Raw genomic sequence first — 26,302 nt, forward strand, 5'->3', positions numbered from 1 at the left:
GGGTTGAGTCATGGACTACAACGATTTCCGTGGTATTTCGACGCTACTGGTGCTGATTGCCTTTCTTGCCGTGGTGGTGTGGGCGTATAGCCGTAAGCGTACTCAACGCTTCGATGCGGCTGCCAATTCCATTTTCGATAAGGATGAGGAACAAGTACACGCAGCGTCCATGAAGGAGGTAGACAAATGAGTGGTTTCTGGAGTGGTTGGATCATCCTGATCACATTGGGCAATATTTTTGCCTGTTACTGGCTGGTTCGCTGGACAACGAAAAAGCGTCCGGGTGAAGCAGCGTCGGGCGATGTCACGGGGCATCGCTGGGACGGTCTTGAAGAGTACAATAACCCGTTGCCACGTTGGTGGCTGTGGTTGTTTTACATCACCATCGTGTTTTCACTGGCGTATCTGGTGTTGTTCCCCGGTTTGGGAACATTCAAAGGCGTATTGAACTGGGGGTCGCAAGACAGCCAGTACCAAGGCGAAATGCAGCAGGCGGGGGAAACGTTTGACCCGATTTTCAAAAAGTATGCCGCTATGCCGATTGAGCAGGTCGCGAAGGATGCTGATGCACAAGGCATGGGTCGCCGTTTGTTCCTGAACTATTGTGCTCAGTGTCACGGTTCGGATGCGGGTGGTGCGGCAGGCTTCCCGAATCTGGCAGATAATGATTGGTTGTACGGTGGTACGCCGGATCAGATCAAGCAAACGATTCTGCTGGGTCGTCAAGGTGCAATGCCTGCGCACAAAGATCGGGTGGATGCGGCTGGGGTCGAAGCACTGGCGCATTACGTGATGAGCTTGAGCGGACGTAAGGAAGCGGATGCTGCGAAGGTTTCGCAAGGTCAGCAGTTGTTCACGGCGAATGCGTGCATGGCTTGCCATGGTATGGATGGTAAGGGCAATCAGGCAATGGGCGCACCGAACCTGACCGATAATACGTGGTTGTATGGCTCTTCGTTGGATACAATCAAAGAGACGATTACCAATGGGCGTAACGGCAAAATGCCTGCACACGCTGACTTCCTTGGGGAAGACAAAGTGCATTTGCTGGCCGCCTATGTATATGGCTTGTCACAAAAGCCATAAACGCGGCAAACCTCTCACCCAATCCTCTCCCAATCAGGGGGGGGATTTTGCTACAGGGTCTTACTATGTCTGCAAATAACGATAGCGGTTTCTACCAAAAGCACCAAACCATTTACCCACGCCAAACCAAAGGTTTATTCACCAATCTACGCAAGTGGAGTGTGTGGGCGTTATTGGGTCTGTATTACATCTTGCCGTGGGTAAAAATGAATGGGCAACAAATTGTGTTGTTTGATTTGCCTGCACGTAAATTCCATATTCTGGGGCAGACCTTTTGGCCGCAGGATTTTTTCTATTTAGCGGTGTTGCTGATTCTGGCGGCACTAACCTTATTTTTCGTGACCGCCCTCGCAGGGCGGGTGTGGTGTGGCTACGCTTGCCCGCAAACGGTATGGAGCGAAGTCTTTATCTGGATTGAGCAGTGGGTAGAAGGCGACCGCCCGCAGCAAATCAAGCTCGACAATGCGCCGTGGGATCGTGCCAAGATCGGCAAAAAGACCATCAAGCATGTGTTGTGGCTAATCTTTTCATTGCTGACCGGCTTTACCTTTGTGGGCTACTTTGTGCCAATGGAAACGCTATGGTTTGAAACGACCAGCGGTATTTTGAGCGGTTGGGCATTGTTCTGGGTGGTGTTTTACGGCTTTGCCACTTACGGCAATGCGGGCTTTTTGCGTGAACAAATTTGCTTGTATATGTGCCCTTATGCGCGTTTCCAAAGTGCCATGTTTGATAAAGACACGCTGATTATTTCGTATGATGAAGTGCGGGGTGAACCGCGTGGTTCGCGTAAACGCAGTGCGGCAAAGCCTAGCGATAAGGGGGATTGCGTCGATTGCACTTTGTGTGTGCAGGTGTGTCCGACAGGAATCGACATCCGTGATGGTTTGCAATACCAGTGCATTGGCTGTGCTGCGTGTATTGATGCGTGCGATAGCATTATGGATAAAATGGGCTACGAACGTGGCTTAGTGCGTTACACCACCGAACATGCGCTGAAAGGTGGTAAAACGCAGGTTCTGCGCTTACGTACCCTGATTTATGCGGCATTGCTAACGGTGATTACCGGTGCATTGCTGTATTCGGTCATGCAGCGTGTGCCATTGGAGATGGATATTATCCGTGACCGCAATGCGCTGTTTCGTGATACGGGCGATGGTAATATCGAAAATATTTATACGTTGAAAGTCATCAATATGAGCGATAAAGCGCACCCGTTTACCATTACCGTCTCTGGTGTAGAAGGCATGGCTTTGGTAGGCGCGGAAAAGGTGCAGGTTGGCGCAGGCAAGGTGGCAGAAGTACCGGTTAAAGTGATGCTCAACCCTGACTTGCTGACGGCACGTAGTCAGGAAATTATGTTCCATATCGTGGCAGCCGACGATCCGAGTTTGACACAAACCCAGAAAGCCCGCTTCCTTGGCCCAGATAAATAGGAGAATAAGTGATGCAAGTGGAAGATACAAAACCGTGGTATCAGCAATTTTGGCCGTGGGCGGTGATGTCCTTGCCTGCTACCGCCGTGGTGGCTGGTTTGTATACCTATTCCATCGCCGCAGCGGGCAGCAGTGGTCTGGTGGTGGGGGATTATTATAACGTGGGCAAGGCGATTAATGTCTCGCTTGCCAAAGGTCAACGGGCTGTTGCGATGGGATTAATGGGCAATGTGTCGATTAATGGCAAGGCGGTACGGCTGTTATTGGATAACGCTGAGGTGGAAGAGCAACAGCAGTTAACACTGAACTTTTACCATGCCACGATGCCGAATCACGATCAAGTCGTGACCTTGCAGCAAACTGGCTCAGGCGTGTGGGACGGGCAGTTGCAAGTCTTAGCGGCGGGTAAATGGCAGGTGGATGTTGTGCCGACCGATGGGAGTTGGCGTTTAACGGGAACATTGCCGAATGCGGCGGCAACCATGCTAACAGTGCAACCCGCGTTGTAATGTTGTAGATTTGCATCACCACAAAAAAATAAGGCTCTCCAAAGGTGGAGAGCCAAGTGCTTTAGGGTATGTAGAGCGTTGAAGTTTGCTGATGCAGAGGAGGTAACGAACATCGGTCTCAGCAACCTTCGGAAGTTATTACACCTGTTTTCTGTAGGGTTTACAATGCACCCGCTGGCGGTTTCTTGATACAAGTCAACGATGTTTAATGTTTTGTTTCAAGTGCTTGTATTTATGGGTGTGATACGGCATTTATGTTTACTGCTTTGGTTTCGGGCACGATAGAGGTGTTATGAGTACAGTACAGTTCGATGCAGATTTAATTCGTCGCTATGACACAGCGGGGCCGCGTTATACGTCTTACCCTACAGCGGTTGCATTCGGGTCGTTTACTGAGGATGAGTACAAAGCGCACGCTTACATGAGCAACGAAGACCCGATTCCGTTGCCATTGTCCTTGTATTTCCATGTACCGTTTTGCGATACGGTGTGCTTCTATTGCGCCTGCAACAAGATTGTGACCAAAGACCATTCCAAAGCTGCCACGTATCTGCAATACCTGTTCCGCGAAATCGAGATGCAGTCTACGTTGTATGACCGCGACCGTACTGTCGAGCAGTTGCATTGGGGCGGTGGCACGCCAACTTTCCTCAATCATGATGAAATGCGGGCGTTGATGGAAAAAACTCGCGAACATTTTTCGTTGCACATTACCGATGAGGGTGATTATTCCATCGAGATTGATCCGCGTTCGGTCACGCCAGAAACCATTGGCGTATTGCGCGAAATCGGTTTCAACCGCTTTAGTTTGGGCGTGCAGGATGTGGACGAGCGCGTGCAGATTGCGGTAAATCGTATTCAGCCGATTGAACAAACCTTGGCGATTATCGAAGCCTGCCGTGTGCAGGGGGCGAAATCCATTAGCGTGGATTTGATTTACGGGCTGCCGTTCCAAACCGTAGAAAGCTTCCGCCAGACCTTGGATACCATTATTACGTTGTCGCCAGATCGTATTTCGGTGTTTAACTACGCGCACATGCCGAATTTGTTTAAGCCGCAACGTCGTATCAATGATGCCGATTTGCCATCACCCGATGTCAAGCTGCAAATCATGCAGTTGGCAGTGGAACACCTGACTTCCGCCGGTTACGAATATATTGGAATGGATCATTTCGCCAAGCCCGACGATGAATTGGCGATTGCCCAGCATAACGGTACCTTGCACCGCAATTTCCAAGGTTACACTACCCATGCGGATTGTGATTTGGTGGCGATGGGCGTGAGTTCAATCAGCAGCGTGGCGGAATCGTATAGCCAGAACGCAAAAACCTTGGAAGAGTATTACGCGGCAATTGATGCGGGGCATTTGCCCGTGATCAAGGGCTTGACCTTGGATGATGATGATGTGTTGCGGCGCTTCATTATTCAGCAATTGGCTTGCCAGTTTGCACTGGATTTCACTCAGGTCGAACGCTTATTTAATCTGGCGTTTGCGGATTATTTCAGCCGCGAATTGGCGTTGTTGCAAACCATGACGGCGGATGATTTATTGCGGTTTACCGCCTCTGGTTTGGAGGTAACGCCGCGTGGGCGTTTCTTGATCCGCAATATTTGCATGGTATTTGATGTCAGCTTACGCAAACAAGGTGTGCAGCAACGTTTCTCGCGAGTGATTTAGGCAGAGGGTAGTACATCACTGGCGGGGCGGCAGGTGTGATGCGCTAGCTGTTTGAGGCGGTTCATATCTGAAATTTTGACCAAGCGGTGTTGCACGGCAATGATATTTTCTTCCTGTAAGCGCGAGAACATGCGGCTGAGGGTTTCAACCGCCATGCCGAGGTAGTTGGCGAGATCGTGACGCGCCATCGGCAGGTTGAATTCAGCCGGTGAAAAGCCGCGTTCCCGATTACGTTCTGACAAACTGGAGAGGAAGGTAGCAAGGCGTTCTTCGGTACGCATTTGCCCTAAGGTCAGCAGCAGCATTTGTTCACGTTCAATTTCTACACCGATTTGGCGCATCATTTGCCCGCGCATAATGGGTAATTTGCCGCATAGCTCTTGGAAATTTTCCATGCTGAGTTCGCAGACTAGCGTATCGTCGAGTGCTTGTGCATCACAGGTATGGCGATCTCGCGCAAACGCATCAAACCCTAATAAGTCGCCTGGTAGGTAAAAACCAAGGATTTGCTCTTCGCCATCGGGAGTGGATAGAGAGGTTTTGATTGCGCCCGCTTTCACGGCGAAAATGGACTGTTGGGCGTCATCACGGTGGAACAGGTAATCTTTCTTTTTGATTTTAACCGTTTTGTTGATGGAGTTTTCGAGCAGTTCCAATTCGTCACGATTCAGACCACGCGGTAAGCAGAGTTCACTCAGGCTACAATTGTGGCAAGCTACGGCATTCTTTTTGGCACTGTGTAACTGAACTGTCTTCATGCTTTATTCCGATACTGTGATGATTGTCAAAGGATTGCTGGGTTTCTGTTTGGCAACATTCTAGGACGGCCTTAATGTCAAGTTTTTTGATGTAAATCAAAACAATGCAAGCATTTTTGCCTAGACTTAGGATTGTACACGTTTATTGTGTTTCGTATAGGAGAATAGGCTACCATGACTGAGCTATTGTTTGGAAGTTGGATGGGTGTATTAACCATCGCGGTTATCGCATTCATGTTGGTAATGATGTCTTATCTTGGGTGGGTGTTCGTAAAAAAATCCAAGGAGTGAGCATTTCGATTAAAAGACATTTCACTTTGTCGGAATGCTGGCTACTATGCACCTACACCAGTAAACGGGACGAGATAAGTGGAAGACCAACCAACAGAACCTAAAGCCCAACCTAGTAAGGGCATCTATTTATTACCTAACCTTTTGACCACTGGCGCGATGTTCGGTGGTTTCTATGCGGTTGTCGCCGCCATGCAAGGAAAGTTCGAAGCGGCGGCAATCGCCGTCTTCATTGCCATGATTTTGGATGGGCTGGATGGGCGTGTGGCGCGTATGACCAATACCCAGACGGAGTTTGGGGCGCAATACGATAGCTTATCTGATTTAATTTCCTTCGGCGTTGCACCGGGTTTGGTCATGTACCAATGGGCGTTGGTGAATTTGCAGTCGTTGGGCGTGGCGTGGGGTAAAGCGGGCTGGCTAGCGGCGTTTGTGTATGTGGCGTGTGCTGCTTTGCGGCTGGCACGTTTTAATACGCAGATTGGTAAGGTCGATAAACGCTTTTTCGTCGGTTTGCCGAGTCCTGCTGCTGCTGCCGTGATGGTGGGGATGGTGTGGGTGTTCCATGATCTGGAAGTGACTGGGCGTAATGTGCAAATTCCGGCGTTTATGCTGACGCTCGCGGTGGGTTTGCTGATGGTGAGTAATGTCAGTTTCTATAGTTTTAAAGATTTTGACCTGCGCAATCGTGTGCCGTTTGTGGCGGTATTGGTGGTGTTGCTGGTGTTTGCGTTGACGACGATTGACCCGCCGAAAGTGTTGTTCGGGGTGTTTTTGTTGTATGCGTTGTCGGGGCCGCTGATGTGGGCTTGGCGGCGCTGGCGACGTTTGAAACGCCGCAAGTTAGGGGAATAGTATAGTAGCCTTGTCCTAACTCAATCTGGGCAGGAGGCGTTAGTTGTTGTGCAGAAGACGCCCTCTGTTGAATTGGCAGAAGTTTGATGCTGTTTCAGAAAGGCGGAGTGTAGCCAACGTAACTCCATGATTGTATGGCATGGTGGCTGTTGTCCTGTAACATTTCCAGAGATTGAGAATTTTTGGTGTATTGTAAAAAGGCTGTTTCAGTAAGCTGATCTTTAAGCAATGTTTTATTTTCTGCTTGTAAGTTGGAGTGTTGGTCAATTTGAGAAAAAATATCTTTCCATAACTCAACAAATTGAATGAGTGGATTATTTATCTGAGTAGTTTTGGAGCTGATAGGCACGTTGTATATTTGGGGTAGAAATAATTCGTTGTCTTTGTGATCGGTTGATGATTCTGTATCGGTATTTTTACCATCCAGTAAGGTTTTGGTATGTTGGGTGAAATTTTCTTCTTCATCTGCTCTGTGCATAAGTGCGGGAGCTTCTTCCAGCAAAAAGTCTTTAGCATATTTTGGGGTTTGCAAGTGCGTTAAGTCTGGAGTTGGCTGGTCTTTTGGGCAATCTATTTTTACAAAGCAGGTGTCTGGCAGAGACTTTTCTTTGCTAGTTTTTGAGGTAATATCAGTGAGAGAGGGGGTAATGTCTATCGCTTTTTCCTGTTTGATTTGTGCGAGATCCAGCATATTATTCAGATTTTTGTTGGAAACAGCATAGCTATTTTGTTTCAGACTGCTGACAGTGGTTGTTTTAGGTGCTATTAGGTCACTGGTTGTGGTGCAGGCGGTTGTTCCGGTAAACAGAGGCAGCAACAGCGCCAGCGGATGCGCTATCACGCTGAATTTAGTGTTCAAAGCCATTTTTCTTCTCCTTGAGCTGTTTGGCTAAAATATTTTATTGTGGCTGTAATAGAATGAACCAAGCTTAATGGCTCAACGCTTAGGGAAAAGGAGGTTAAAACCCCGTTTATGGTGAGTTGGATGGGGTGCTTTTTGTGCCATTCAAGTCAAGGTAATTACCTGCTTGGAGCTGTGTGCTCATAGTGCTTGAGCCATTAACAGAAATCGAGACAGTGGGAGCAATGAATTTTTGATTTAATGTTCCGCTGTTGGCGCCATTGATAATAGTGGCATTGCCAGCTTGAATATTGGTATTGAAGTCAGTACCTATTTTGTTGAAGCTGGCGGTATTAGTGGATAATAACTGTGAATAATTACCAGTGGCATTAGTGCCAATTTCCAATAGGTTACCGGCTTGCAAGTTATTTTTGCCAGATTGATTCAAGTTGAAAGCCCCTGTGTTTATAACCGCTTGATCACTTTTGGTGATGGCAGCCGTTGCAGAAATATAGTTGGCTGCCTGCTTGTTATTTTGTCCACCTGTTTGGTTCAACGTAAGATTACTGGATGTAGTTGTTTGCTGGGCTTCATCGATTACGTTGCTCAAAGCAATTTGGTTGATTGTTTGTACACTGCTTTCAGCGTTTGTCTGAGTTAATTCAGTATTACCTAGCGTTGCATTTTGGATGATTGTCCAGCCGTTGCCAGAACCAGTGGCTGGTATTAAAACCAGCCAGCCTGCTATATAAGTGAACCATTTGGCGTTCATATATTATTTCCTTCCAACAGTCACTCGCTGTTGGGGGGTCAGGCAGGAAGAAAAGTCGATTTCATCACCATAGGCTTTGTCTACAACCCACATGGCGGCTGCATCCAGCAGGGTTTGTTGGGCGCTATGCAACCCTTCTACCATGACTTCGCTGTAGGAATAACCATAGAAACCGTCACCCAAGGCTACACGGAAACGTTTCTTGTCGTTGGTGCGGCTAAATGTAAGGTCAAATGAGCGCGAACTTACCACCAAATTAGTGCGTGGATCAATTAGGTTAACTGCCAAGGTAAGAGATCGGGCAGAGTTGGTTTTACCGAAGTCGATTTGCCCACTTTTTTCTTCGTCAGTATCACTTTTACTACCAGCATTGTGTCCGTCGCCTTCCTGATAGAAGTTGTCACCGTCCATACGGGTAAATGAACCATCTACAACAAGTGGAATGATACTATCGGCAGGAGGAAGCTGTTTTGTTGATCTAGAAGCATCGACAATGCTGCGAAAAATAGAGGTAAACGCATGGACGTTTTTGGAAGAGGGTAGACCAAAACGGTTGAGACCCGTGTCATCCTCTTTTGTCAGTTGCTGGAAGATAGTTGGATATTTGTCTGTGACTAAACCAACGTGTGGGTGAATCTGCTCACTTAACGTGTTGATAAACTGAACTCTTCCCGCATCTGACAGTGCGCCGTTTTGGTATGGACCTTCTTTAACTGTGCCATCTGGCAGATCACGTACCAAGAAAATGTAGGCACGGGATGAGGTTGAGGCAGCCAGTCCATTGCCCATACACTGGATGGCTTGGGTGATGTTGGTACGGCTGGGTGTGGGTGTTTGAGCTAACATGGGTTCAATGTGAGTGACGCTATATGCCCCGCAGCCAGACAGTGCTAGCAGCGTAGCGGAAACAAACGTTAGCCCTATTTTTTTTCTGAAGCCAGTCTTATTATTGACAGTTTTCAAAATTCACTTCCTCAATATAAACATTACTAAAAACTTCCAGTCCACCGGCAGGAATGGGATTATCACCTTCACTATTGCTTACATACGTGCCATAAAATGCACATGATGGTTTGTCAATATTATCTACATAAAAGGTATTACCATCAGGAGATGTCACTTTATAACCATCTGTATTTTCTACTATTGGTTCAAAACCGAAATTGACCATTGATTCGTGGAGTAATGTGCCTGCATCAAGTGACTCATATTCAGCGGGTATATTTGGATAAGTTGGATACAATGGATCATCTATTGCCATGGTATTTTGCGTTGGCAACCATGACACGAAAATAATAAATCGCATGTGAGCAATTATGTTCACACTATTACTCCCTGCTTTAAAGTCAGGAAGCCCTGCTTTAGGGCTTCCTAGCTTTTCTGTTATGGATTGGTTTTTACGCCTGCATAGTTGGCTGATTGATAAGAGCTTGTTGTTCCATCTTGAGTCATCGCCAATGTACTAGCGGTTGTGTATTTTTGGTTGAGTGAACCACCACTTACTGCTGAACCATCACCAATTAACATGGCATTGCCACTTTGGAAAGCAGAGGTTGTTGATTTTTGATCCATTGTAACATCTTTAACGGTAATTGTCTGGTTGACACCTGAAGTAGCTGTTGAGACGCCGACCGATAACAAATTGCCCACTTGTGTATTTTGGGTAGAAGCGCCCTCTTGATTCATGTCCAGTGTTGTGCCAGTGGAAGTGATTTTCTGTTCTAATTTGGTTATTACTTCACCATTGACTTCATTAACGGCTTGCGTATTAGTGGCTAGGGTTGCAGCGTTTTGGTCTAATTTGATTGTACCCGCAGTCATTTGAACATCTTGTGTGAGATCTGTAACTGTTTGAGCAACTGCTCGGTTCGCTGCCTGCTTTGAGGTATCTGTACTCGCCGCTTGTATCAAATTAAGCGTGTTAGCACCCGCTTTGACAGTTTGAGTTGAGCCTGTGTCAATAATACCGTCAGTTGTGTCTAAGTTTATATTGTTTAAACTTTGAACTGAACCGCTGGTGCCAGCCGCCGCTGTATTTGTTTGTGTCAGAGTGGTATTTGCACCAACAGCAGATACATCAACATCTTGTGTTACTTTCCAGCTATCAGCCATAGCAGAAGTAGAGAGGATTGCAGTTGAGATAGCAACTGCTAACGAGAATTTTATAATTTTCATAATATTAAGTCCTTGGTCAAAAAATCAAGTAAAAAGCGAAAAATTACTTAAAATCCTTTTTCCCCAAAAACAAGCACAAAATCCCTCTGTGCAGGAGCAATGCCGCTTTATCCTGTTTGCCAAAAATTACTGAAAAATAATGAATGAACTTACTTGATAAAGTTCTGTTCATGCCCCAGTAATACCATTTTTTAAGATTAAATTTTCTTAACTTATATGCGTGATTTGTTTTTGTAAAAATATTATTTTTATGGTTAAAAACACCTGCAATTAGTTGATGGTTATTAAATAATTAATAACGTAGACGCTTTAAATTGAACTGTGTATCAATACAAGTGGAGTCAATAGATTACAAAATTCTTTTATTCATAATAGGCTCTATTTTTTGTTAATTTATTGGAATTATGTTTAGTTTGCATAGAGTTCAAGTTTATTGCCCCATGAACTGAGTGTATAGTATACAGATTGTGTCCGTTTGACTAGACTTGTGATAATATTTTTTTATCATTTATTTGTTTAATAAATAGACAGTTGGCTAGCTAAAAATGATCAAAAATAATGCATCCGAGGACTACCATGTTGATTAGTAATTTTTATTATGAGTTCTTGCTATTGGGGTTAGTAAGCACGCTCTTGTTATTGCTGTATGTGTTGTATGTCCGCATTCCAGTAGATGCCGCTTATTTGCGCACGGGCTTGGGTAAGCCTAAAGTCTTGCTGGGTAGTGGTGGCTTTGTGATTCCATTCTTGCACACACTGACGCCAGTCAGTTTGCAAACCTATAGCCTTGAATTGCACTTGCAGGGCGCAAATTCCTTGATCACCAAAGATTTGTTGCGTGTCGATGCTCTAATCGTTTTCAGTGTTAGGGTAGCGGCTCAACCTAACAGCATCCAAATGGCGGCAAGGGTACTCGGTGAAGTCAATTTGCAACGTGGCACGATCCAATCCTTGCTAGAAGCAGAGGGGACAGCCGTATTACGTGGTACGGCGGCAGTGATGTCGTTTAACACCGTGCACCAGCAACGCCATGACTTTACTGAAACGGTTAATCGGCGTCTCAATTTGCAACTGCAAAAATATGGGTTGGAAGTGGTCTCAACAGCCCTAATGAAGGTAGAACAAACGCCGAAAGACTACTATGACCCCCAACAAGTGTTGGATGCACAAGGGTTGATGTTGTTGGAAAAAGCCCAATTTGCCTATGCTAAACAGCGTCAAATCCAACGTTGGAATGCCGAATCATCTGCCCGACGGTATGAATTTGAAACAGCCGTGCAGCGTATGGTGTGGGAACGTGATGAATTCACGGCTCGCTTACAACACATTCGTTTCAAAGCCGAAGCCGATGCTAAAGCGGAACAAGAATTGGATGAAATTCATTTGGCGAAAGAGTTGGCATTTGAGATGGCACAGCGGGATGTGCAACTGATTCGCCTGCAAACCGAACAAGAGTTGATGACGGCGCAAACAGTTGTCCCGTTAAAATTAGTCAGTGCATAAATTCCTACGCCCGGTGGGGCAACACGCGCTATCATTAGCCCCACTTTCAGATTGATACAACGGTTGCCAGCCACACACACAATGCAGCCGTGTTTTAGGAGCAGGAATATGTCTAAAGACCGTTTGATTATTTTTGATACCACGTTGCGCGATGGTGAACAAAGCCCCGGCGCATCCATGACGCAGGAAGAAAAAATCCGCATCGCCTTGATGCTGGAAAAAATGCGCGTGGATGTTATCGAAGGCGGTTTCCCGATTGCCAGCCCCGGTGACTTTGAGTCGGTCAAAGCGATTGCGCAACTCGTCAAAGACAGCACCATCTGCGGGCTGGCGCGGGCGTTAGAAAAAGACATTGACCGTGCCGCAGAAGCGATTAAGCCCGCTAACTCTGGGCGTATCCACACTTTCATCGCGACCTCGCCGATTCACATGCAAAACAAATTGCGCATGACCCCAGACCAGGTGCTGGAGCAAGCCGTATTCGCCGTGAAACGCGCCCGGAATTATACCGATGACGTGGAATTTTCGTGCGAAGACGCGGGGCGTTCCGAATTCGATTTCCTGTGTCGCGTGATTGAAGCCGCGATTGCCGCAGGGGCACGTACCATCAATATCCCCGACACGGTGGGCTATCAGATTCCGGCGGTGTTTGGCGATATGGTCGGGCGTTTGATTACCACCATTCCGAATGCGGATCAGGCGGTATTCTCCGTGCATTGCCACAATGACCTCGGTTTGGCGGTCGGCAATTCCTTGGCAGCCGTCATGCAGGGCGCACGTCAGGTGGAATGCACCATCAATGGCTTAGGTGAACGCGCCGGTAACGCATCATTGGAAGAAGTGGTGATGGCGATTCGCGTGCGCCCCGACGTATTCCCTGTCGAAACACGCATCGACGCGACCCACATCGTGCCAACCTCACGCCTCGTTTCCAGTGTCACCGGCTTCCCCGTACAGCCGAATAAAGCCATCGTGGGTGCTAATGCGTTTGCGCACGAATCCGGCATTCACCAAGATGGCGTATTGAAACACCGCGAAACTTACGAAATCATGCGGGCGCAAGACGTGGGCTGGTCAGCCAACAAAATCGTGCTGGGCAAGCATTCTGGGCGTAATGCCTTCAAAACGCGCTTGCAAGAACTCGACATTGAATTGAAGTCTGAAGAAGAACTCAATGCCGCCTTTTCCCGCTTCAAAGACTTAGCAGACCGCAAACACGACATCTTCGACGAAGACTTGATGGTGTTAATGATGGATGCACGTTCCGCCCAAGAAAATGTGGTGTACGAACTCATTGCATCGCATGTTTGCTCAACCACGGGTGAATCGCCCGAAGCACGCGTCACGTTGAAAGCGCATGGCGTAGAACGCACCGCAAGCGCTATCGGCGGCGGCCCCGTGGATGCGGTTTACAAAGCGATTGAAAGCATTGTGGGTGAATCGGCGAATCTTGCGCTGTATTCCGTCAATAACATCACCAGCGGCACAGATGCACAAGGTGAAGTCACGGTGCGGCTGGAAAAAGCGGGGCGCATTATTCACGGGCATGGCGCAGATACTGACATCGTAATCGCCTCCGCCAAGGCTTACGTGGAAGCGTTGAACAAGCTTGCCAGCCAAGCCCTACGCGAACATCCGCAGCACCATCAGGGAGTGTAAACACGGGTGGATTTGCAGGTACGCCAGCGCTACATGCAGGCAATGGGGATTCCGGTGTGGATGCCTAAAGAAGTACGCGCCTTTGTCGCCGAAGATACCCCCCATCCTAACCTTCCCCCGCAGGGGGGGAAGGAACAAGAAGTGGTGCTTACGACGATTCCTTCTTTTTCTCCTTCCTCGCTCCCTTCACCCCTTGCGGGGGAAGGGCTGGGGATGGGGGGGTATTCATGGCAAGAGCTACGCGCCGCCGTCCAGTCTTGCACCCGTTGTGAGATCAGCAAAGCGCGTACCCACACGGTATTCGGTACGGGCAATCAGCAAGCGGCGTGGATGGTGATCGGCGAAGCGCCCGGCGCAGAAGAAGATCGCCAAGGCGAACCGTTTGTGGGCAAAGCAGGGCAATTGCTCAACAATATGCTGCTCGCGATTGGGATGCCGCGTGAAACGGTCTACATTGCCAACATCCTTAAATGCCGTCCACCCAATAATCGCGATCCGAAACCGGATGAAGCCGCCCATTGCCGAGGTTATTTGGAACGCCAAATCGCGCTGGTGAACCCCGCGTTGATTTTGGTGGTTGGGCGGATTGCGGCGCAAAACCTGTTGCAAACCGATGCACCATTGGCACGTTTGCGTGGTAAAGAACACCGCGCACCCCTAAACGGTATTCCCGTGGTGGTTACGTATCACCCCGCCTACCTGTTGCGCCAACCCGCTGACAAGCGCAAGGCATGGCAGGATTTATTGTTTGCTCGTGAAGTATTTGCCCGCCATGCCCCAGCACCTTGAACCTGATTTTCTGCCGCTACGCCCGATGACCTTGGATGATGTATCGGCAGTCATGGCGATTGAAAAACGCGCCTATCCGTTCCCGTGGACAGCCACGCTGTTCGTGGATTGCCTGAGACACGGCTATTCCGGCTGGTTGTATGAACACGACGGCAAACTCGCGGGTTACGCGATGATGATGTTGGTGTTGGATGAAATGCACCTGCTGAATATTTGCATCGACCCCGCTTTACAGGGCAAAGGTTTAGGCAGTCGCTTGCTGAAAACGCTGCAACGCATTGCTCGCGCCGCTCACGCGGAAACCTGTTTTTTGGAGGTGCGTCAGTCCAATTTTGCGGCTATCCACTTGTATTTAAACGCAGGTTTCAACGAAGTCGGTATCCGCAAAGGCTACTACCCCGCCGAGTTTGGGCGTGAAAATGCCATGGTCATGGCGAAAACCTTGTGCTAAGGATAGGTATTAATGTCGGCTAGTAGTATTATTACCACTTTTGTGGTGGGAGTTTCAGCGAAAGTGTGTGTAAAACGGAATTTGCAAGGTCAATCGAGATGCTAAGTCACGAGGATGCTGCTGCGCACGTACCTTCCACCGTGCATCATATACCCCCTGATAAAGTCTGCGGTCGTGCTAAAGATGTGATCCGGCGTTTGCAAAAAGCAGGTTATGAAGCCTACCTCGTTGGGGGTTGTGTCCGCGATTTGTTGCTGGGGCTCGTCCCGAAAGATTTTGATATTGCTACCAGCGCTCGTCCTGAAGAAATTCGCCGCTTGTTCAATTCTTGTCGCTTGATTGGGCGACGTTTCCGCTTGGCGCACATTTATTACGGGCGTGATTATTTAGAAGTGGCAACATTCCGCGCTCCGCATGATGACAGCGATGACGGTGGCAAGGTCAACGACGCAGGGCGCATTATTCACGACAACGTTTACGGGACACTTGATGAAGATGTGTGGCGGCGTGATTTCACTATTAACGCGTTGTTTTACAACCCGATTAGCGGTGAATTGCTAGATTTTGTGGGTGGTTTGGAAGATTTGCGCCACGGTAAAATTCGCTTGATTGGCGACCCCGAACAGCGTTTCCGTGAAGACCCGGTGCGTTTGCTACGTGCGATTCGTTTTGCCGCGAAACTGGGTTTTGAGATTGAAGAATATACGCGCCAGCCGATGACTTCACTGGCAATCTTGTTGGAAGGTGTTTCATCCGCGCGTTTGTTCGACGAAATCATTAAGTTACTGCACAGCGGCGATGGTTTGAATACCTTCCGTTTGTTGCGTGAATACGATTTGCTGCAACACCTGCTGCCTTTGACGGCGGAGAGTATTGAGGAAGATACCAGCGGCAACTTCGAGCGCATGGTGGAAATGTCGTTGGGTAATACCGATCAGCGTCTGCGTGAAGGTAAATCGGTTATGCCCGGTTTCTTGTACGCAGTGCTGCTATGGCACAAGGTGTATCTGGCAGCGCATAACTTAGAAGCCGATGGGATGCCGGAAATTCAAGCGTTGAATGTAGCGGCTACCGATGCCTTGCGTGATCAGGTTGATTTCACTGCTGTACCGCGTCGTTTCAGCAACATTACCCGTGAAATTTGGGCGTTACAGTCGCGTTTCCATTACCGTGATTTGCGCCGTGCCAGTGCGTTGCTGGGGAATCCGCGTTTTCGGGCGGCTTACGATTTTCTGTGCTTGCGTGCTGAATCGGGCGAACCGGTGCAAGAGGAAGCGGAATGGTGGACAGCATTTCAAGCGGCTCCGCACGAAGAACGTGAAGCCCTTTGCAAAGGTGTCACCGATAAAAAAGGCGGTCTACGTCGCCGTAAAAAGCGGCGGAAAACCAGCAGTAATGCCAAGTCTGCGTCTTCTGCCGAATGAGTGCCATCACTGCATATATTGGTTTGGGCAGTAATTTAGGTGATCCTGCGGCCAACCTGCATTCGGCGATTGCCCAATTGGCGGGTGCGGATGGTGTTGCATTGCGTGGTGTTTCGCGTTTTTACGTCAGCAAACCGATGGGACCGCAAGACCAGCCTGATTACGTGAATGCGGTGATTTGTGTACAAACACGGCTTGATGCGCACGCTTTGCTGCAAACCTTATTTGCGGTAGAACGGGCGCATGGGCGGGTACGCGATGCCAGCCAACGCTGGGGCGCACGCACGTTGGATCTCGATTTGCTGCTGTACGGCGATCAAGTGATTGCCACGCCGGATTTGCACGTTCCGCATACCGGCATCGGTGAACGGTCGTTCGTGTTATTGCCCTTGGCTGATCTTGCGCCGCGTCAGGTGTTTCCCGACGGGCGCACGTTGCACGCTTGCCTACAAGCCTTGGCGTGTGATGATCTTCAGCCGCTGAGTTGAGCGTCACCCGTAAAGGTTTTCCGCCCTTTTGCCAGCTTAAACCACACCGTATACAACGCAGGTAAGAACAGCAGCGTCAACAACGTTGCCACCAATAAACCGCCCATAATCGCAATCGCCATTGGTCCAAAAAACACACTTTTCGATAACGGAATCATCGCCAAAATGGCGGCGAGTGCCGTCAGCATAATGGGGCGGAAACGCCGTACTGCCGCTTCAATGACCGCCTCACGCGGCACTTGTCCCTCGTCAATATTGCGCTCAATCTGATCCAATAGAATCACCGAGTTGCGCATAATCATGCCCGATAGTGCAATCGTGCCTAGCATAGCAACGAACCCAAACGGGCGGTTAAACAACAGCAAAAACAGCGAAACGCCAATCAAGCCAAACGGTGCAGTCAACACCACCATAATAACGCGCTGAAAACTCTGCAATTGAATCATCAGCAAGGTCAACACCACCACGATGAACAACGGGAAACCCGCGCCGATGGATTCATTGCCCTTGGCACTTTCTTCCACTGCCCCACCTGTTGCCAATGTGTAGCCAAGCGGTAATTTGGCGCGAATGTCGGTGAGGCGCTTTTCAACTTCGGCGGTGACAGTTGGTGCTTGAATCTTGGTGTAAATATCACCACGTACTGTGATGGTGCGAGTACGGTTGCGATGCCACAGAATACCTTCTTCTTGCACATAGTCGATGCTGGCTAACTGCGACAAGGGCACGGTCTTGCCTGTCGACGTGGGCACATTCAACCCTGCCAGCCGCGAAATCATGTCACGTTCGCCTTCGACCCCGCGCAACAGAATGGGGATGGTTTGATCTTGTTCGCGGAATTCGCCAATCGCTGTGCCGCTTAAGGTGCTTTGCAATACCTGCGAGAGGGCCGTTTGAGTCACGCCAAGGCTGATGGCTTTCGCGGTATCCAGTTTGAGGCGAATCGCTTTGCTGCGTTCATTCCAATCCAGATGCACGTTGACCAGATGTGGGTTGGCTCGCATTACGTTCGCGACTTGTTCGCCGAGGTCACGCAATGTCCACAAATCCTCGCCGGAAACGCGAAACTGCACCGGATAACCGACTGGGGGGCCATTTTCCAAGCGAATCACCCGCCCACGCGCATGGGCAAATTGCCCGCTGTTATCCAGCAATTCAATCAATTGACTGCGTAAGGTTTCGCGGTCGGCAATGCTTTTTGTGGTAATCACGAATTGCGCAAAACTCGCGGCAGGCAATTGCTGATCCAGCGGCAAGTAAAAGCGCGGCGAACCGTTGCCGACATACGCTACAAAATTCTCGACGTGGGCTTGCTGGGTGTTCAGGTAAGTTTCCAGCTTATTCACTTCGGCTTGAGTCGCGTCTAGCGATGAACCTTCGGGCAATTTCAGGTCAACGATCAACTCCAAGCGCGTCGCATCAGGGAAAAACTGCTGTTGCACAAATTGGAACATGAAAATCGAACCGGCAAACGTCGCCACCGTTAGCACGATGACGGTTAGCGGGTATTGCACACAGCCACGAATCAAGCCGCGAAACCAGCGGTAAAATCCTTCGGCAATGTGATGTTGGGCATCAAGAAACGGTTTAAACACGCGCCCCATTGCGCTGGTTTTTTTTGTGCTAGGGTCATGCGGCACATGCTCCGGTAATAATTTGTACCCCAAATACGGGATAACAATGACCGCTGCAAACCATGAAATCACCAGCGCAATCGTCACGACTTGGAAGATGGAGCGGGTAAATTCCCCCACCGACGATTGCGCCGTGGCAATCGGCAAAAAGCCCGCTGCGGTGACTAATGTTCCCGTCAGCATCGGAATCGCGGTGGTGGTGTAGGCGAAACTGGCGGCACGAATCCGATCCCAGCCGTCTTCCATTTTCACCACCATCATTTCAATCGCGATAATGGCATCGTCCACCAGCAGCCCCAGTGCGAGCACCAATGAGCCTAATGAAATCTTGTGCAAGCCAATACCGAACAGGTGCATGACGAAAAATGTGCCCGCCAATACCAGCGGAATGGATAGTGCGACGACCGTCCCCGCTCGCATTCCCAAGCTGATAAAACTCACCGCCAACACGATAATGATGGCTTCAACCACCACTTGCAGGAATTCATTGATGGAACGTTTGACGGCGGAAGGTTGATCGTTGACGCGATGCAATGCCATGCCGATAGGAAGCTGGCTTTCGATGCGTAGCAGTGCAGCATCCAGCGATTTGCCCAGCGCGATCACATCGCCACCTTTGCGCATCGACACACCAATACCCAACGCGGCTTGCCCTTGATAGCGGAACGTGGAGTGTGGCGGATCGGCATAACCGCGTTTCACTTCGGCGACTTCGCGCAAGCGCAGGGTACGGTTGCCGATATTGATCGGCAGATTGCGAATATCTTCCAACGTGCTGAAAGCACCTTCGGGGCGCACGTAAATCCGGTCGGATGCAGTGTTATATGCGCCCACGGCGGCAATGCCGTTTTGCGCTTGCAGGACATCCACTAATTGCTGGACGCTGAAGCCGAGATTTGCCAGTTTGCTGTTGGAAAGCTCGATGGTGACGCGCTCATCTTGCTCGCCAATACTGAGGATTTTGGCAACATCTTTGACCAGCAGCAGCTCTTTGCGGATATTATCGGCGGCATCACGCAATTGGGCGAAGTTGAAGCCATCTCCCGTCAGCGCGAAAATATTGCCGTAAGTTTCACCGAATTCGTCGTTGAAGGTCGGGCCAATCACACCTTGCGGCAAGGTATGACGCATATCGCCAACACGCTTGCGGATGTCGTAAAACATATCCGGCATGGCGGAGGAGGGCGCACCGTCTTTGGCTATCACGAAAATATTGGCTTCACCAGGGCGCGAAAAGCTGCGTACCACGTCGATGTAAGCAGTTTCGAGGATGGTTTTTTCAATACGCTCGGTGACTTGCGATTCCATTTCCTGCGCGGTCGCACCTGCCCAATAGGCTTGCACCAGCATGACTTTGAAGGTGAACGGCGGGTCTTCGGATTGCCCCAATTTGTTGTAGCCGAAAATCCCTAAACCCAGCGTCAATATCATCAAATACAGCACAAAATTGCGGTGGTGTAGCGCCCATTCGGACAGGTTGAAATGGCTCATACGCCCGCCTTACCGTCATACGGAATGGGGTTGATGGTTTGCCCGTTGCTTAGTTTGTGGACTCCGGCAGCAATCACTTTTGTGCCTGTTGGTAAGCCTGTCACGGTCACACCTGCTTCGTGGAAAGTGCTGATGGTGACGGGTTGTAATTGCACCTTATTGTCGTCATTCACTACCCAAACAGCGGTTTGCTGCCCTTGCTGGAATAAAGCGGAAGCAGGCAACCAACGGCTGGCGGCGTTATTAATATTGGCGAAGCTCACATCCGCTGTCACGCCGAGGCGCAATTCAGCGGGTGGATTCAGCACGCTGATTTTGACTAAAAAGCTGCGGGTTGCGTCGGTCGTCGGGGAAATTTCGCGTACCTTACCTTGAAATAGCTTGTCCGGTTGTGACCAGAGTTTGATGTCGGTGAGTGCGCCCGTTTGCAGTGTTTGTGCGGTGGTTTCACCCACGCGAATGTGGATTTCGCGTGCACCTTCATAAGCGATGCGAGCAACAGGTGTTCCAGCAGCGACAACTTGCCCCGCTTCGATGTTCACTTGTGTCATGATGCCCGCTTGTTCGGCGCGTAATTCGGTATAGCCTGCTTGATTGCCGCTCAGTTTGAGCTGCGCTTTGGCTGCGGCAACCTTGGCGGCGGTGGCATCGTGCGCGGCTTGGGCGTTATCTAATGCGGCTTGTCCGATGAATTGCTGGCGGTGCAAGGTGTTGACGCGTGCCAATTCGGTTTTAGCATGGCTGAAATCGGCTTCAGCAGCGGCAAGGCTGGCGCGGGCGCTACTGGTGTTGAGGTTTAAATCGGTGGTATCAAGGCTGGCAAGCACTTGCCCAGCGGTGACGGTATCACCTACCTCGACATTGCGGGCGATCACTTTGCCGCCGACGCGGAAAGCGAGATCAGCTTCCACGCGTGCTTTGGTTTCGCCGGAGTAGGTGATGTTGCTGCTGCCGCTGGCGTGGTCGCTGACCGTCCATACTTGCGCTGGGCGGATGACAACAGCGGGTGTTTCGGGTTCTTTACACGCACTGAGTGCGAGTAAGCAGAGCAAAGGAAGAAAAGTGAGGTTCTTCATGAAGTCTCCGGTGTCAGTGCGCCGCGCCACAGGGCGTTTAAGGCGGTGTCCAACATAAACAGGTAGTCGTTGTTACACGCACAAATCAGCGAGCGTTCTTGCATCAATTCTTTGAGTGGGGTAGGGCGCATCAATTGCCATAACCCTAAAATGAGTGCGTAGCTTTGCAGCATTAAGGCTTGATTGACCAGCGGGAAATGGCGTTGTAACGCGGTGACGGCGGTATTGAGGCGCACATAGGTACGTTCCTCGAAGGCATAACCGACTTCCAGCGGAATATGGCGTTCCATCATGCCGTGGCATTGCGTGGCAATAGGCAGGAATGCGTTGGTAGCGGCGAGAAACTGTCGTGTGAGTGCGAACACATCTTTCATCTGCATGGGCGTATCTTGTTCAGCGCGGGTGATCATGCTCTTGAAAAAATTTTCAACGTGCCGTTCGTGGATGGCGAGGAATAATTCTTCTTTACTGCGAAAATACAAATACACCGTGCCTTTGGCTAAACCAGCGGCGGCGGCAATCTCGGCAACGTTCGCCATACGCTCAGGCTGGGCAAGCCATTGCTGTTCAGCAGCATCGAGAATGGCTTCGCGGCGTTGTTCTTTGTCTTCAGGGTTGGTGGCACGGATTTGCATATAAATGACTGCTGGTCAGTTGTGTATAGGGCAAGTCTAAATGACTCGCGGTCAGTTGTCGAGATTGTATGTAAAAATCGTATACAATACCCTGATCATTATTCGTTAGAGGAACATCATGACACCGGAACAAGCCAAAATTGTCCAAGCGGCTCGCAAAAATGCCGATGAACGCGCCAAAGGCTACCGCGAACAAGCCTTGAAACTGTATCCGTGGATTTGCGGACGCTGTACTCGCGAATTCTCGCACGCCAATTTGCGCGAATTAACCGTGCACCACCGTGACCACAACCACGACAATAATCCGCAAGATGGCAGCAACTGGGAGTTGCTGTGCTTGTATTGCCACGACAACGAGCACCAAAAGCAGATTGAAGCAGTATACGGCGGCTCAGCCGGTACAAAAGGCCCCGCTGCGGCTACACATAACCCCTTTGCTGATCTCAAAGCGAAAATGCAGAAGAAGTGAATACGTGAGGTGTGGGTCGGGCTTCAGCCCGACAAACCCTCCGTTCGCGCTTTTCCAAACAAACGTCGTATCCCTTTCAACACATCATCCACAAACGTAAACACCACCGGCACGACCAGTAAGCTCAAAAACGTCGAAGCAATCAAGCCGCCAATCAACACAATCGCCATCGGTGCACGGAAACTGGGGTCTGCCCCCAAGCCCAACGCCGTCGGCATCATCCCCGCCCCCATCGCAATCGTAGTCATCACAATCGGGCGTGCGCGTTTGTGGCACGCATCGACCAGCGCATCAAACCGCCCCAGCCCGTGTTCATGCAGCCCTAACATCGCGTAATCCACCAGCAGAATCGAGTTTTTGGTCACAATCCCCATCAGCATCAGCAAGCCAATCACCGACGGCATCGACAGGCTATTGCCCGTTACCAATAACGCCAGCAATGCGCCGCCCAGTGACAATGGCAATGCCGCCAGAATCGTGATGGGTTGTAAGAAATCGTGTAGCAGCAACACCAGCACAATGTAGATACACATAATCCCGATCAGCATTGCCGTGCCGAAACTGCCAAACAATTCCGCCATCGTTTCTGCATCACCGATATTCTGGCGTTTTACCCCAGCGGGTAGGGTTTGTAAGGATGGCAAGTTGTCCGCTTCCGCAATCACTTCGCCGAGGTTGCGCCCATTGAGTTCCACATCCAGCGTCACGTTTTGCTTGCGGTCGAAACGGTCGATTTGGGCGGGACCGCTGCCCATGCGTACTTCGGCAACATTGGCGAGGCTGACCATGCCTTTCGTGCCGGGAATCTTGATTTGGCGGATTTGCTCCAAGTCTTGGCGGAACGATTTATCCAGCCGTACCCGAATCGGAATTTGGCGTTGCGGTAAGTTCAGCTTCGGTAATTGCGCGGCAAAATCGCCATTGGTTGCTATTTGGATGGTGCTGGAAAGGGCTTGCGCCGTAATGCCTGCATTCGCTGCTCGCCCATAGTCAGGAATAATCTGGATTTCGGGGCGTTGCAAGCTGGAACTGGATGAAATATTGCCAATGCCTTGCAGGGTGCGCAAATCACGCGTCACGCCATTCGCCGCCGTTTGCAGGGCTTGCGCATCGTCGCTGGCGAGGACGATTTGCATCTTTTCACCACCTAACCCAACCGTGACACGAGCACCCGGCAAGGCTTGCAAGCGGTGGCGAATATCGGTTTCGATCACGCCCTGTTTGCGGGTACGCTCCGTGCGGTTTTTCAGGACGATGCTCAAAGTCGCTTTGCGCACGTCGGCACTTGCACCCATGGCAAACGGGCCGCCGTCGCCGCTGAAATAGCCTACGGTGGTAAACACGCGGGTAATTTCGGGAACATTAGCGAGTAATTGGCGGGCTTGCTCGGCAATCGCGTAGGTGTCGTCGAGGGTGCTGCCCGGTTGCAATTCGATTTTGGCTGCCGTTTGTACGCCGTCATCTGCTGGGATAAAGCCGGTGGGTAACAGTGGAATAATCGCCAGCGATGCTACAAATAACCCAATGGCGGCAATCAAAGTAATGAAGCGATGCCGCAAGCACCAGCGCATCAGAATTAAGTAGTTGCGCATAATCGTGCCGTCGGGTGTATTCGGCTTGGGGTGCGCTTTCATGATGTACGCTGCCATCATCGGCGTGAGCAGCCGCGCCACAATCAGCGAAAAGAAAATCGCCACGGCAGCAGTAATCCCGAATGGCTCGAAGAATTTTCCGGGTATCCCGCCCATAAACGCGGTCGGCAGGAACACCGCAATCAGCGTAAACGTGGTGGCAATTACCGCCAGACCGATTTCGTCCGCTGCTTCCATCGAGGCTTGGTAAGGCGTTTTCCCCATGCGCAAGTGGCGTTCGATATTTTCCACTTCCACAATCGCGTCATCGACCAGTACCCCGACCACCAGCGCCATTGCTAGCAAGGTCAATAAGTTGAGGGAATAGCCGAAGTAGTGCATCACCGCAAAGGTAGGAATGATGGCGAGGGGCAGGGCGGCGGCAGATACCAGCGTTGCCCGCCAGTCGCGCAGGAAAATCAGTACCACCAGAATCGCGAGGGCTGCCCCTTCGTAGAGCAAGAGCATCGAGCCGTCGTAGTTTTCTTGCACGGGCGTTACGGTGTCGAAGGCTTCCTCAAACGTGACGTGCGGGTAGGCGGTTTTAAGCTGTTCGATGGTGGCACGCGCCGAGGCGGCAACGGCAACTTCGCTTGCGCCCTTGGTGCGGGTGATTTGGAAACCGATCACGGGTTTGCCATCTAACAGCGCGTAAGTGGAGCGTTCGGCGGCAGTGTCGTTGATATGGGCAATTTGATTGAGGCGTACTTCCCGTCCGTTGGAGAGCGGAATATCGAGCGTGGCAATTTCAGCGGCGGTTTGTACGGCGGCAAGGGTGCGGATGGATTGAATGCTGCCACCGACATCGCCGCGTCCGCCGGATGCGTCTTGCTGGACTTGCAGCAATTGGCGCGATACGTCGCTGCTGGTGACACCCAAGCCGCTCATCAAGGTGGGGTCGAGGTTGACTTGCACTTCGCGATCCACACCGCCGAGTCGTGAGACGCGCCCGACCCCTTTGGTTGCCAGCAATTCTTTGGTGACTTCATTATCGACAAACCACGACAAACCTTGCTCGTCGAGCTTGTCGGAGGTCACGGTGACGGTGAGAATCGGGCTGCCCGTTGTGCTGATTTTGGACACTACCGGGTCAGTCATGGCAGCAGGCAGACTGGCGCGAATGCTATCCACCGCATTGCGTACTTCGTTTTGCGCAATTTCGTTGTCTTTGTCGATGGTGAATTCGACGCTAACGATAGCCATGCCGTCAGTGAGGTTGGCGTAAATGTGTTTGATGCCGGTGAGACTTGCCACGGCATTTTCGACTTTACGCACCACTTCGGTTTCAAGTTGCGCGGGTGATGCGCCCTCTAGCCCCATGCTGACGGTGATAATGGGGAGTTCAATGTCGGGAAATTGCTGAATACCCAAGGCTTTGAAGCCGCCAATGCCGATAAAGGTCAGCAGCGCGAACAGCAGGATAGCGGGTACGGGATTGCGAATCGACCAAGCGGATACGTTCATGGTGGTAATGACTGCCAGTCAGTTATTTGGGCTGATCTTAAGTGACCAGTGGTCAGTTGTCTAGATGGTAAGCTGCTCTCGCACTTGCATTAAGGCAAATCCGAGTAGGTTTAAGCCCTGCCACTCATGGGGGTTTTCGGCGGCTGGATGATCAGCCGCTAAGCCATTGCCCCATATTCTATCTACAGGGCTAGCTTCAACCAGTACACGATTACCAGTGTTGATCAGGAATTCGCCTAGTGCGGGGTGCTGTGAAAATTTGGCAATATTGGCGGCGACAACGATGGCAAAACGGTGTTTTACCCATACTTTTTCATCGAAATGACGAATTTCTCTTCCCAGTGCTTTAGCTGCACCGGGATTTGGCGCAGTCAAAATGCGCTGTAGTGCCTCGTGATCGGCAAATAAACGCGCTTTTTCCGCCATCATGTAATGTTCTGCCGTTGGGTAGCGGATGCCGTTAACCTCGAACGCAGATTCAAACCATTGACTGAAACATGTCTTGGTGGTGAACCCTGCTTGTGCTGGTTGGTGTCCCCAGAAGAAAAGAAATTTTGCGAACCCGCCGTGATCGAGATATTCGCAAAGCTCGGCATGAGAGGAAATGTTAACGTTGTGCATCATAATCCCAAGTGTGGATGTCACCCCATGGGCTAAACAAGAATTCAATTTTTCCTTCAGAGCCAGTGTATGTGTATGAATAGGAACAGTCTTTTTTGGAAAATTTAGCAGCCCCTAAATGATCGGGGTTGTATTTTAACTGTGCTAAATGTTTCCCGATTTTAGCGGCGGCATCTTGTTCTATATAGGTACAGGTAGGGTCTGCCAAAGTTAGCCAAGCAATGGAGAGAAATACCACCAGCAGACAAAGGGTGGCGTAAATTTTGTTGTTAAACTTGCTACTGCTTAAAGCAATAATCTCGCAATGTATGGCTGCTCCCGCGATACCTAATAAAAATAAAAAAATCAAGAGCATAGCGCTAGCTCCACCATGCCCTCTACCCAGCCATGCTAAGATGAATCCCGTCAATGTGGGGAGCGATATCCACATAACAGAGACTTTTAAATATCGGTTCATTAAATTCCCCCAACGGGATGTCAGCGATTCCGAAGGATTGTAGTCTGCCCTAGTGCCGAATACGACAAATCTCCAAGCCGTTTAGCCGCTTGTGCTATCATCGGCGGCT

The 26,302-nt window shown here is 50.2% G+C and carries 26 protein-coding genes; 14 read left to right on the forward strand and 12 right to left on the reverse strand.

Annotated features, from left to right (window positions below; all coding sequences use genetic code 11):
• The first annotated feature begins 10 nt into the window (after nucleotides 1-10).
• The 5 genes from J1836_RS18110 (at nucleotide 11) to hemN (ending at nucleotide 4,709) form a co-directional block, all read left to right on the forward strand.
• Nucleotides 11-190, forward strand: coding sequence for a cbb3-type cytochrome oxidase subunit 3 (locus J1836_RS18110; RefSeq protein WP_207252509.1), 180 nt, complete (start codon nucleotides 11-13; stop codon nucleotides 188-190).
• Nucleotides 187-1,086, forward strand: a complete 900-nt coding sequence (gene ccoP, locus J1836_RS18115; protein WP_207252510.1) for a cytochrome-c oxidase, cbb3-type subunit III — start codon at nucleotides 187-189, stop codon at nucleotides 1,084-1,086. The genes J1836_RS18110 and ccoP overlap by 4 nt, the downstream gene beginning before the upstream one ends.
• Nucleotides 1,087-1,151: 65 nt before the next feature.
• On the forward strand, nucleotides 1,152-2,522 hold the full coding sequence (ccoG, locus tag J1836_RS18120; protein ID WP_207252511.1) for a cytochrome c oxidase accessory protein CcoG: 1,371 nt from the start codon (nucleotides 1,152-1,154) through the stop codon (nucleotides 2,520-2,522).
• 11 nt (nucleotides 2,523-2,533) lie between these two features.
• Nucleotides 2,534-3,031, forward strand: a complete 498-nt coding sequence (locus tag J1836_RS18125; RefSeq protein WP_207252512.1) for a FixH family protein — start codon at nucleotides 2,534-2,536, stop codon at nucleotides 3,029-3,031.
• A 292-nt stretch (nucleotides 3,032-3,323) separates the two neighbouring features.
• On the forward strand, nucleotides 3,324-4,709 hold the full coding sequence (gene hemN / locus J1836_RS18130; protein WP_207252513.1) for an oxygen-independent coproporphyrinogen III oxidase: 1,386 nt from the start codon (nucleotides 3,324-3,326) through the stop codon (nucleotides 4,707-4,709).
• On the opposite strand, the gene fnr is transcribed toward hemN, so the two are convergent.
• On the reverse strand, nucleotides 4,706-5,467 hold the full coding sequence (fnr, locus tag J1836_RS18135; protein ID WP_207252514.1) for a fumarate/nitrate reduction transcriptional regulator Fnr: 762 nt from the start codon (nucleotides 5,465-5,467) through the stop codon (nucleotides 4,706-4,708). The genes hemN and fnr overlap by 4 nt on opposite strands.
• A 174-nt stretch (nucleotides 5,468-5,641) precedes the next feature.
• Here fnr and J1836_RS22025 point away from each other — a divergent pair, with 174 nt between their 5' ends.
• Nucleotides 5,642-5,758 carry a DUF3149 domain-containing protein gene (locus tag J1836_RS22025; protein ID WP_207252515.1) on the forward strand — a complete coding sequence of 39 codons (117 nt, stop codon included), beginning with the start codon at nucleotides 5,642-5,644 and terminating at the stop codon, nucleotides 5,756-5,758.
• Between the two features lie 78 nt (nucleotides 5,759-5,836).
• Nucleotides 5,837-6,613, forward strand: coding sequence for a CDP-diacylglycerol--serine O-phosphatidyltransferase (gene pssA, locus J1836_RS18145; RefSeq protein ID WP_207252516.1), 777 nt, complete (start codon nucleotides 5,837-5,839; stop codon nucleotides 6,611-6,613).
• A gap of 94 nt (nucleotides 6,614-6,707) precedes the next feature.
• Here pssA and J1836_RS18150 read toward each other — a convergent pair whose 3' ends face one another.
• The 5 genes from J1836_RS18150 to J1836_RS18170 form a co-directional block, all read right to left on the reverse strand.
• Nucleotides 6,708-7,478: a hypothetical protein gene (locus tag J1836_RS18150; RefSeq protein ID WP_207252517.1), complete on the reverse strand. Its 771-nt coding sequence runs from the start codon at nucleotides 7,476-7,478 to the stop codon at nucleotides 6,708-6,710.
• Nucleotides 7,479-7,584: 106 nt separating this feature from the next.
• On the reverse strand, nucleotides 7,585-8,226 hold the full coding sequence (locus J1836_RS18155) for a hypothetical protein (RefSeq protein WP_207252518.1): 642 nt from the start codon (nucleotides 8,224-8,226) through the stop codon (nucleotides 7,585-7,587).
• Nucleotides 8,227-8,229: 3 nt separating this feature from the next.
• Complete coding sequence (locus tag J1836_RS18160; RefSeq protein WP_207252519.1) at nucleotides 8,230-9,189, reverse strand: hypothetical protein; 960 nt, start codon at nucleotides 9,187-9,189, stop codon at nucleotides 8,230-8,232.
• On the reverse strand, nucleotides 9,173-9,487 hold the full coding sequence (locus J1836_RS18165) for a hypothetical protein (protein ID WP_207252520.1): 315 nt from the start codon (nucleotides 9,485-9,487) through the stop codon (nucleotides 9,173-9,175). Before J1836_RS18165 ends, J1836_RS18160 begins: the two co-directional genes overlap by 17 nt.
• Nucleotides 9,488-9,609: 122 nt before the next feature.
• The gene (locus tag J1836_RS18170) at nucleotides 9,610-10,401 is read right to left on the reverse strand and encodes a hypothetical protein (protein WP_207252521.1); all 792 of its coding nucleotides are present in this window, start codon (nucleotides 10,399-10,401) and stop codon (nucleotides 9,610-9,612) included.
• A 576-nt stretch (nucleotides 10,402-10,977) separates the two neighbouring features.
• Between J1836_RS18170 and J1836_RS18175 the strand changes: the two genes are divergently transcribed.
• The 6 genes from J1836_RS18175 to folK all read left to right on the forward strand — a co-directional run bounded on the left by J1836_RS18175 (nucleotide 10,978) and on the right by folK (nucleotide 16,715).
• Nucleotides 10,978-11,904: an SPFH domain-containing protein gene (locus tag J1836_RS18175; protein WP_207252522.1), complete on the forward strand. Its 927-nt coding sequence runs from the start codon at nucleotides 10,978-10,980 to the stop codon at nucleotides 11,902-11,904.
• A 108-nt stretch (nucleotides 11,905-12,012) separates the two neighbouring features.
• Complete coding sequence (locus J1836_RS18180) at nucleotides 12,013-13,563, forward strand: 2-isopropylmalate synthase (RefSeq protein ID WP_207252523.1); 1,551 nt, start codon at nucleotides 12,013-12,015, stop codon at nucleotides 13,561-13,563.
• A gap of 6 nt (nucleotides 13,564-13,569) precedes the next feature.
• A complete protein-coding gene (locus J1836_RS18185; RefSeq protein ID WP_242632911.1) occupies nucleotides 13,570-14,352 on the forward strand; it encodes a uracil-DNA glycosylase in 783 nt (260 codons plus the stop codon).
• Nucleotides 14,336-14,803, forward strand: coding sequence for a ribosomal protein S18-alanine N-acetyltransferase (gene rimI / locus J1836_RS18190; protein ID WP_207252524.1), 468 nt, complete (start codon nucleotides 14,336-14,338; stop codon nucleotides 14,801-14,803). The genes J1836_RS18185 and rimI overlap by 17 nt, the downstream gene beginning before the upstream one ends.
• A 98-nt stretch (nucleotides 14,804-14,901) precedes the next feature.
• The gene (pcnB, locus tag J1836_RS18195; RefSeq protein ID WP_207252525.1) at nucleotides 14,902-16,227 is read left to right on the forward strand and encodes a polynucleotide adenylyltransferase PcnB; all 1,326 of its coding nucleotides are present in this window, start codon (nucleotides 14,902-14,904) and stop codon (nucleotides 16,225-16,227) included.
• Nucleotides 16,224-16,715: a 2-amino-4-hydroxy-6-hydroxymethyldihydropteridine diphosphokinase gene (gene folK, locus J1836_RS18200; RefSeq protein WP_207252526.1), complete on the forward strand. Its 492-nt coding sequence runs from the start codon at nucleotides 16,224-16,226 to the stop codon at nucleotides 16,713-16,715. Before pcnB ends, folK begins: the two co-directional genes overlap by 4 nt.
• Here folK and J1836_RS18205 read toward each other — a convergent pair.
• The 3 genes from J1836_RS18205 to J1836_RS18215 are packed head-to-tail and all read right to left on the reverse strand — an operon-like array spanning nucleotide 16,700 to nucleotide 21,551.
• Nucleotides 16,700-19,840 (reverse strand): efflux RND transporter permease subunit, encoded by a 3,141-nt coding sequence (locus tag J1836_RS18205; RefSeq protein ID WP_207252527.1) that lies wholly within the window; start codon nucleotides 19,838-19,840, stop codon nucleotides 16,700-16,702. The genes folK and J1836_RS18205 overlap by 16 nt on opposite strands.
• Nucleotides 19,837-20,916 carry an efflux RND transporter periplasmic adaptor subunit gene (locus J1836_RS18210; RefSeq protein ID WP_207252528.1) on the reverse strand — a complete coding sequence of 360 codons (1,080 nt, stop codon included), beginning with the start codon at nucleotides 20,914-20,916 and terminating at the stop codon, nucleotides 19,837-19,839. The genes J1836_RS18205 and J1836_RS18210 overlap by 4 nt, the downstream gene beginning before the upstream one ends.
• The gene (locus tag J1836_RS18215; protein ID WP_207252529.1) at nucleotides 20,913-21,551 is read right to left on the reverse strand and encodes a TetR/AcrR family transcriptional regulator; all 639 of its coding nucleotides are present in this window, start codon (nucleotides 21,549-21,551) and stop codon (nucleotides 20,913-20,915) included. Before J1836_RS18215 ends, J1836_RS18210 begins: the two co-directional genes overlap by 4 nt.
• A 118-nt stretch (nucleotides 21,552-21,669) precedes the next feature.
• On the opposite strand from J1836_RS18215, the gene J1836_RS18220 reads away from it, so the two are divergent.
• Nucleotides 21,670-22,020 carry a YajD family HNH nuclease gene (locus J1836_RS18220; RefSeq protein ID WP_207252530.1) on the forward strand — a complete coding sequence of 117 codons (351 nt, stop codon included), beginning with the start codon at nucleotides 21,670-21,672 and terminating at the stop codon, nucleotides 22,018-22,020.
• A 23-nt stretch (nucleotides 22,021-22,043) separates the two neighbouring features.
• Here the strand turns inward: J1836_RS18220 and J1836_RS18225 are convergent, their stop codons facing one another.
• From J1836_RS18225 to J1836_RS18235, 3 genes are read right to left on the reverse strand one after another with little or no spacing between them, the layout of a single operon-like run.
• Nucleotides 22,044-25,115: an efflux RND transporter permease subunit gene (locus tag J1836_RS18225; RefSeq protein ID WP_207252531.1), complete on the reverse strand. Its 3,072-nt coding sequence runs from the start codon at nucleotides 25,113-25,115 to the stop codon at nucleotides 22,044-22,046.
• Between the two features lie 60 nt (nucleotides 25,116-25,175).
• Complete coding sequence (ybiA, locus tag J1836_RS18230) at nucleotides 25,176-25,739, reverse strand: riboflavin biosynthesis intermediates N-glycosidase (protein ID WP_242632912.1); 564 nt, start codon at nucleotides 25,737-25,739, stop codon at nucleotides 25,176-25,178.
• Entirely contained in the window at nucleotides 25,723-26,193 is a 471-nt protein-coding gene (locus tag J1836_RS18235) for a hypothetical protein (RefSeq protein ID WP_207252532.1), read from the reverse strand. Before J1836_RS18235 ends, ybiA begins: the two co-directional genes overlap by 17 nt.
• Nucleotides 26,194-26,302 lie beyond the last annotated feature (109 nt).

The organism is Thiothrix fructosivorans (genome assembly GCF_017349355.1).
Lineage (GTDB): Bacteria > Pseudomonadota > Gammaproteobacteria > Thiotrichales > Thiotrichaceae > Thiothrix > Thiothrix fructosivorans.

Bases quoted from the DNA above. Each gene is read 5' to 3' on its own strand.
- ccoP (WP_207252510.1), top strand. From the start codon at position 187: ATGAGTGGTTTCTGGAGTGGTTGGATCATCCTGATCACATTGGGCAAT.
- J1836_RS18235 (WP_207252532.1), bottom strand. From the start codon at position 26,193: ATGAACCGATATTTAAAAGTCTCTGTTATGTGGATATCGCTCCCCACA.
- J1836_RS18180 (WP_207252523.1), top strand. From the start codon at position 12,013: ATGTCTAAAGACCGTTTGATTATTTTTGATACCACGTTGCGCGATGGT.
- hemN (WP_207252513.1), top strand. From the start codon at position 3,324: ATGAGTACAGTACAGTTCGATGCAGATTTAATTCGTCGCTATGACACA.
- J1836_RS18125 (WP_207252512.1), top strand. From the start codon at position 2,534: ATGCAAGTGGAAGATACAAAACCGTGGTATCAGCAATTTTGGCCGTGG.
- pcnB (WP_207252525.1), top strand. From the start codon at position 14,902: ATGCTAAGTCACGAGGATGCTGCTGCGCACGTACCTTCCACCGTGCAT.
- fnr (WP_207252514.1), bottom strand. From the start codon at position 5,467: ATGAAGACAGTTCAGTTACACAGTGCCAAAAAGAATGCCGTAGCTTGC.
- J1836_RS18205 (WP_207252527.1), bottom strand. From the start codon at position 19,840: ATGAGCCATTTCAACCTGTCCGAATGGGCGCTACACCACCGCAATTTT.
- ccoG (WP_207252511.1), top strand. From the start codon at position 1,152: ATGTCTGCAAATAACGATAGCGGTTTCTACCAAAAGCACCAAACCATT.
- J1836_RS18225 (WP_207252531.1), bottom strand. From the start codon at position 25,115: ATGAACGTATCCGCTTGGTCGATTCGCAATCCCGTACCCGCTATCCTG.
- ybiA (WP_242632912.1), bottom strand. From the start codon at position 25,739: ATGATGCACAACGTTAACATTTCCTCTCATGCCGAGCTTTGCGAATAT.
- J1836_RS18215 (WP_207252529.1), bottom strand. From the start codon at position 21,551: ATGCAAATCCGTGCCACCAACCCTGAAGACAAAGAACAACGCCGCGAA.
- J1836_RS18165 (WP_207252520.1), bottom strand. From the start codon at position 9,487: ATGGCAATAGATGATCCATTGTATCCAACTTATCCAAATATACCCGCT.
- J1836_RS18175 (WP_207252522.1), top strand. From the start codon at position 10,978: ATGTTGATTAGTAATTTTTATTATGAGTTCTTGCTATTGGGGTTAGTA.
- J1836_RS18155 (WP_207252518.1), bottom strand. From the start codon at position 8,226: ATGAACGCCAAATGGTTCACTTATATAGCAGGCTGGCTGGTTTTAATA.
- J1836_RS18150 (WP_207252517.1), bottom strand. From the start codon at position 7,478: ATGGCTTTGAACACTAAATTCAGCGTGATAGCGCATCCGCTGGCGCTG.
- J1836_RS18210 (WP_207252528.1), bottom strand. From the start codon at position 20,916: ATGAAGAACCTCACTTTTCTTCCTTTGCTCTGCTTACTCGCACTCAGT.
- rimI (WP_207252524.1), top strand. From the start codon at position 14,336: ATGCCCCAGCACCTTGAACCTGATTTTCTGCCGCTACGCCCGATGACC.
- J1836_RS18170 (WP_207252521.1), bottom strand. From the start codon at position 10,401: ATGAAAATTATAAAATTCTCGTTAGCAGTTGCTATCTCAACTGCAATC.
- J1836_RS18110 (WP_207252509.1), top strand. From the start codon at position 11: ATGGACTACAACGATTTCCGTGGTATTTCGACGCTACTGGTGCTGATT.
- folK (WP_207252526.1), top strand. From the start codon at position 16,224: ATGAGTGCCATCACTGCATATATTGGTTTGGGCAGTAATTTAGGTGAT.
- J1836_RS22025 (WP_207252515.1), top strand. From the start codon at position 5,642: ATGACTGAGCTATTGTTTGGAAGTTGGATGGGTGTATTAACCATCGCG.
- J1836_RS18220 (WP_207252530.1), top strand. From the start codon at position 21,670: ATGACACCGGAACAAGCCAAAATTGTCCAAGCGGCTCGCAAAAATGCC.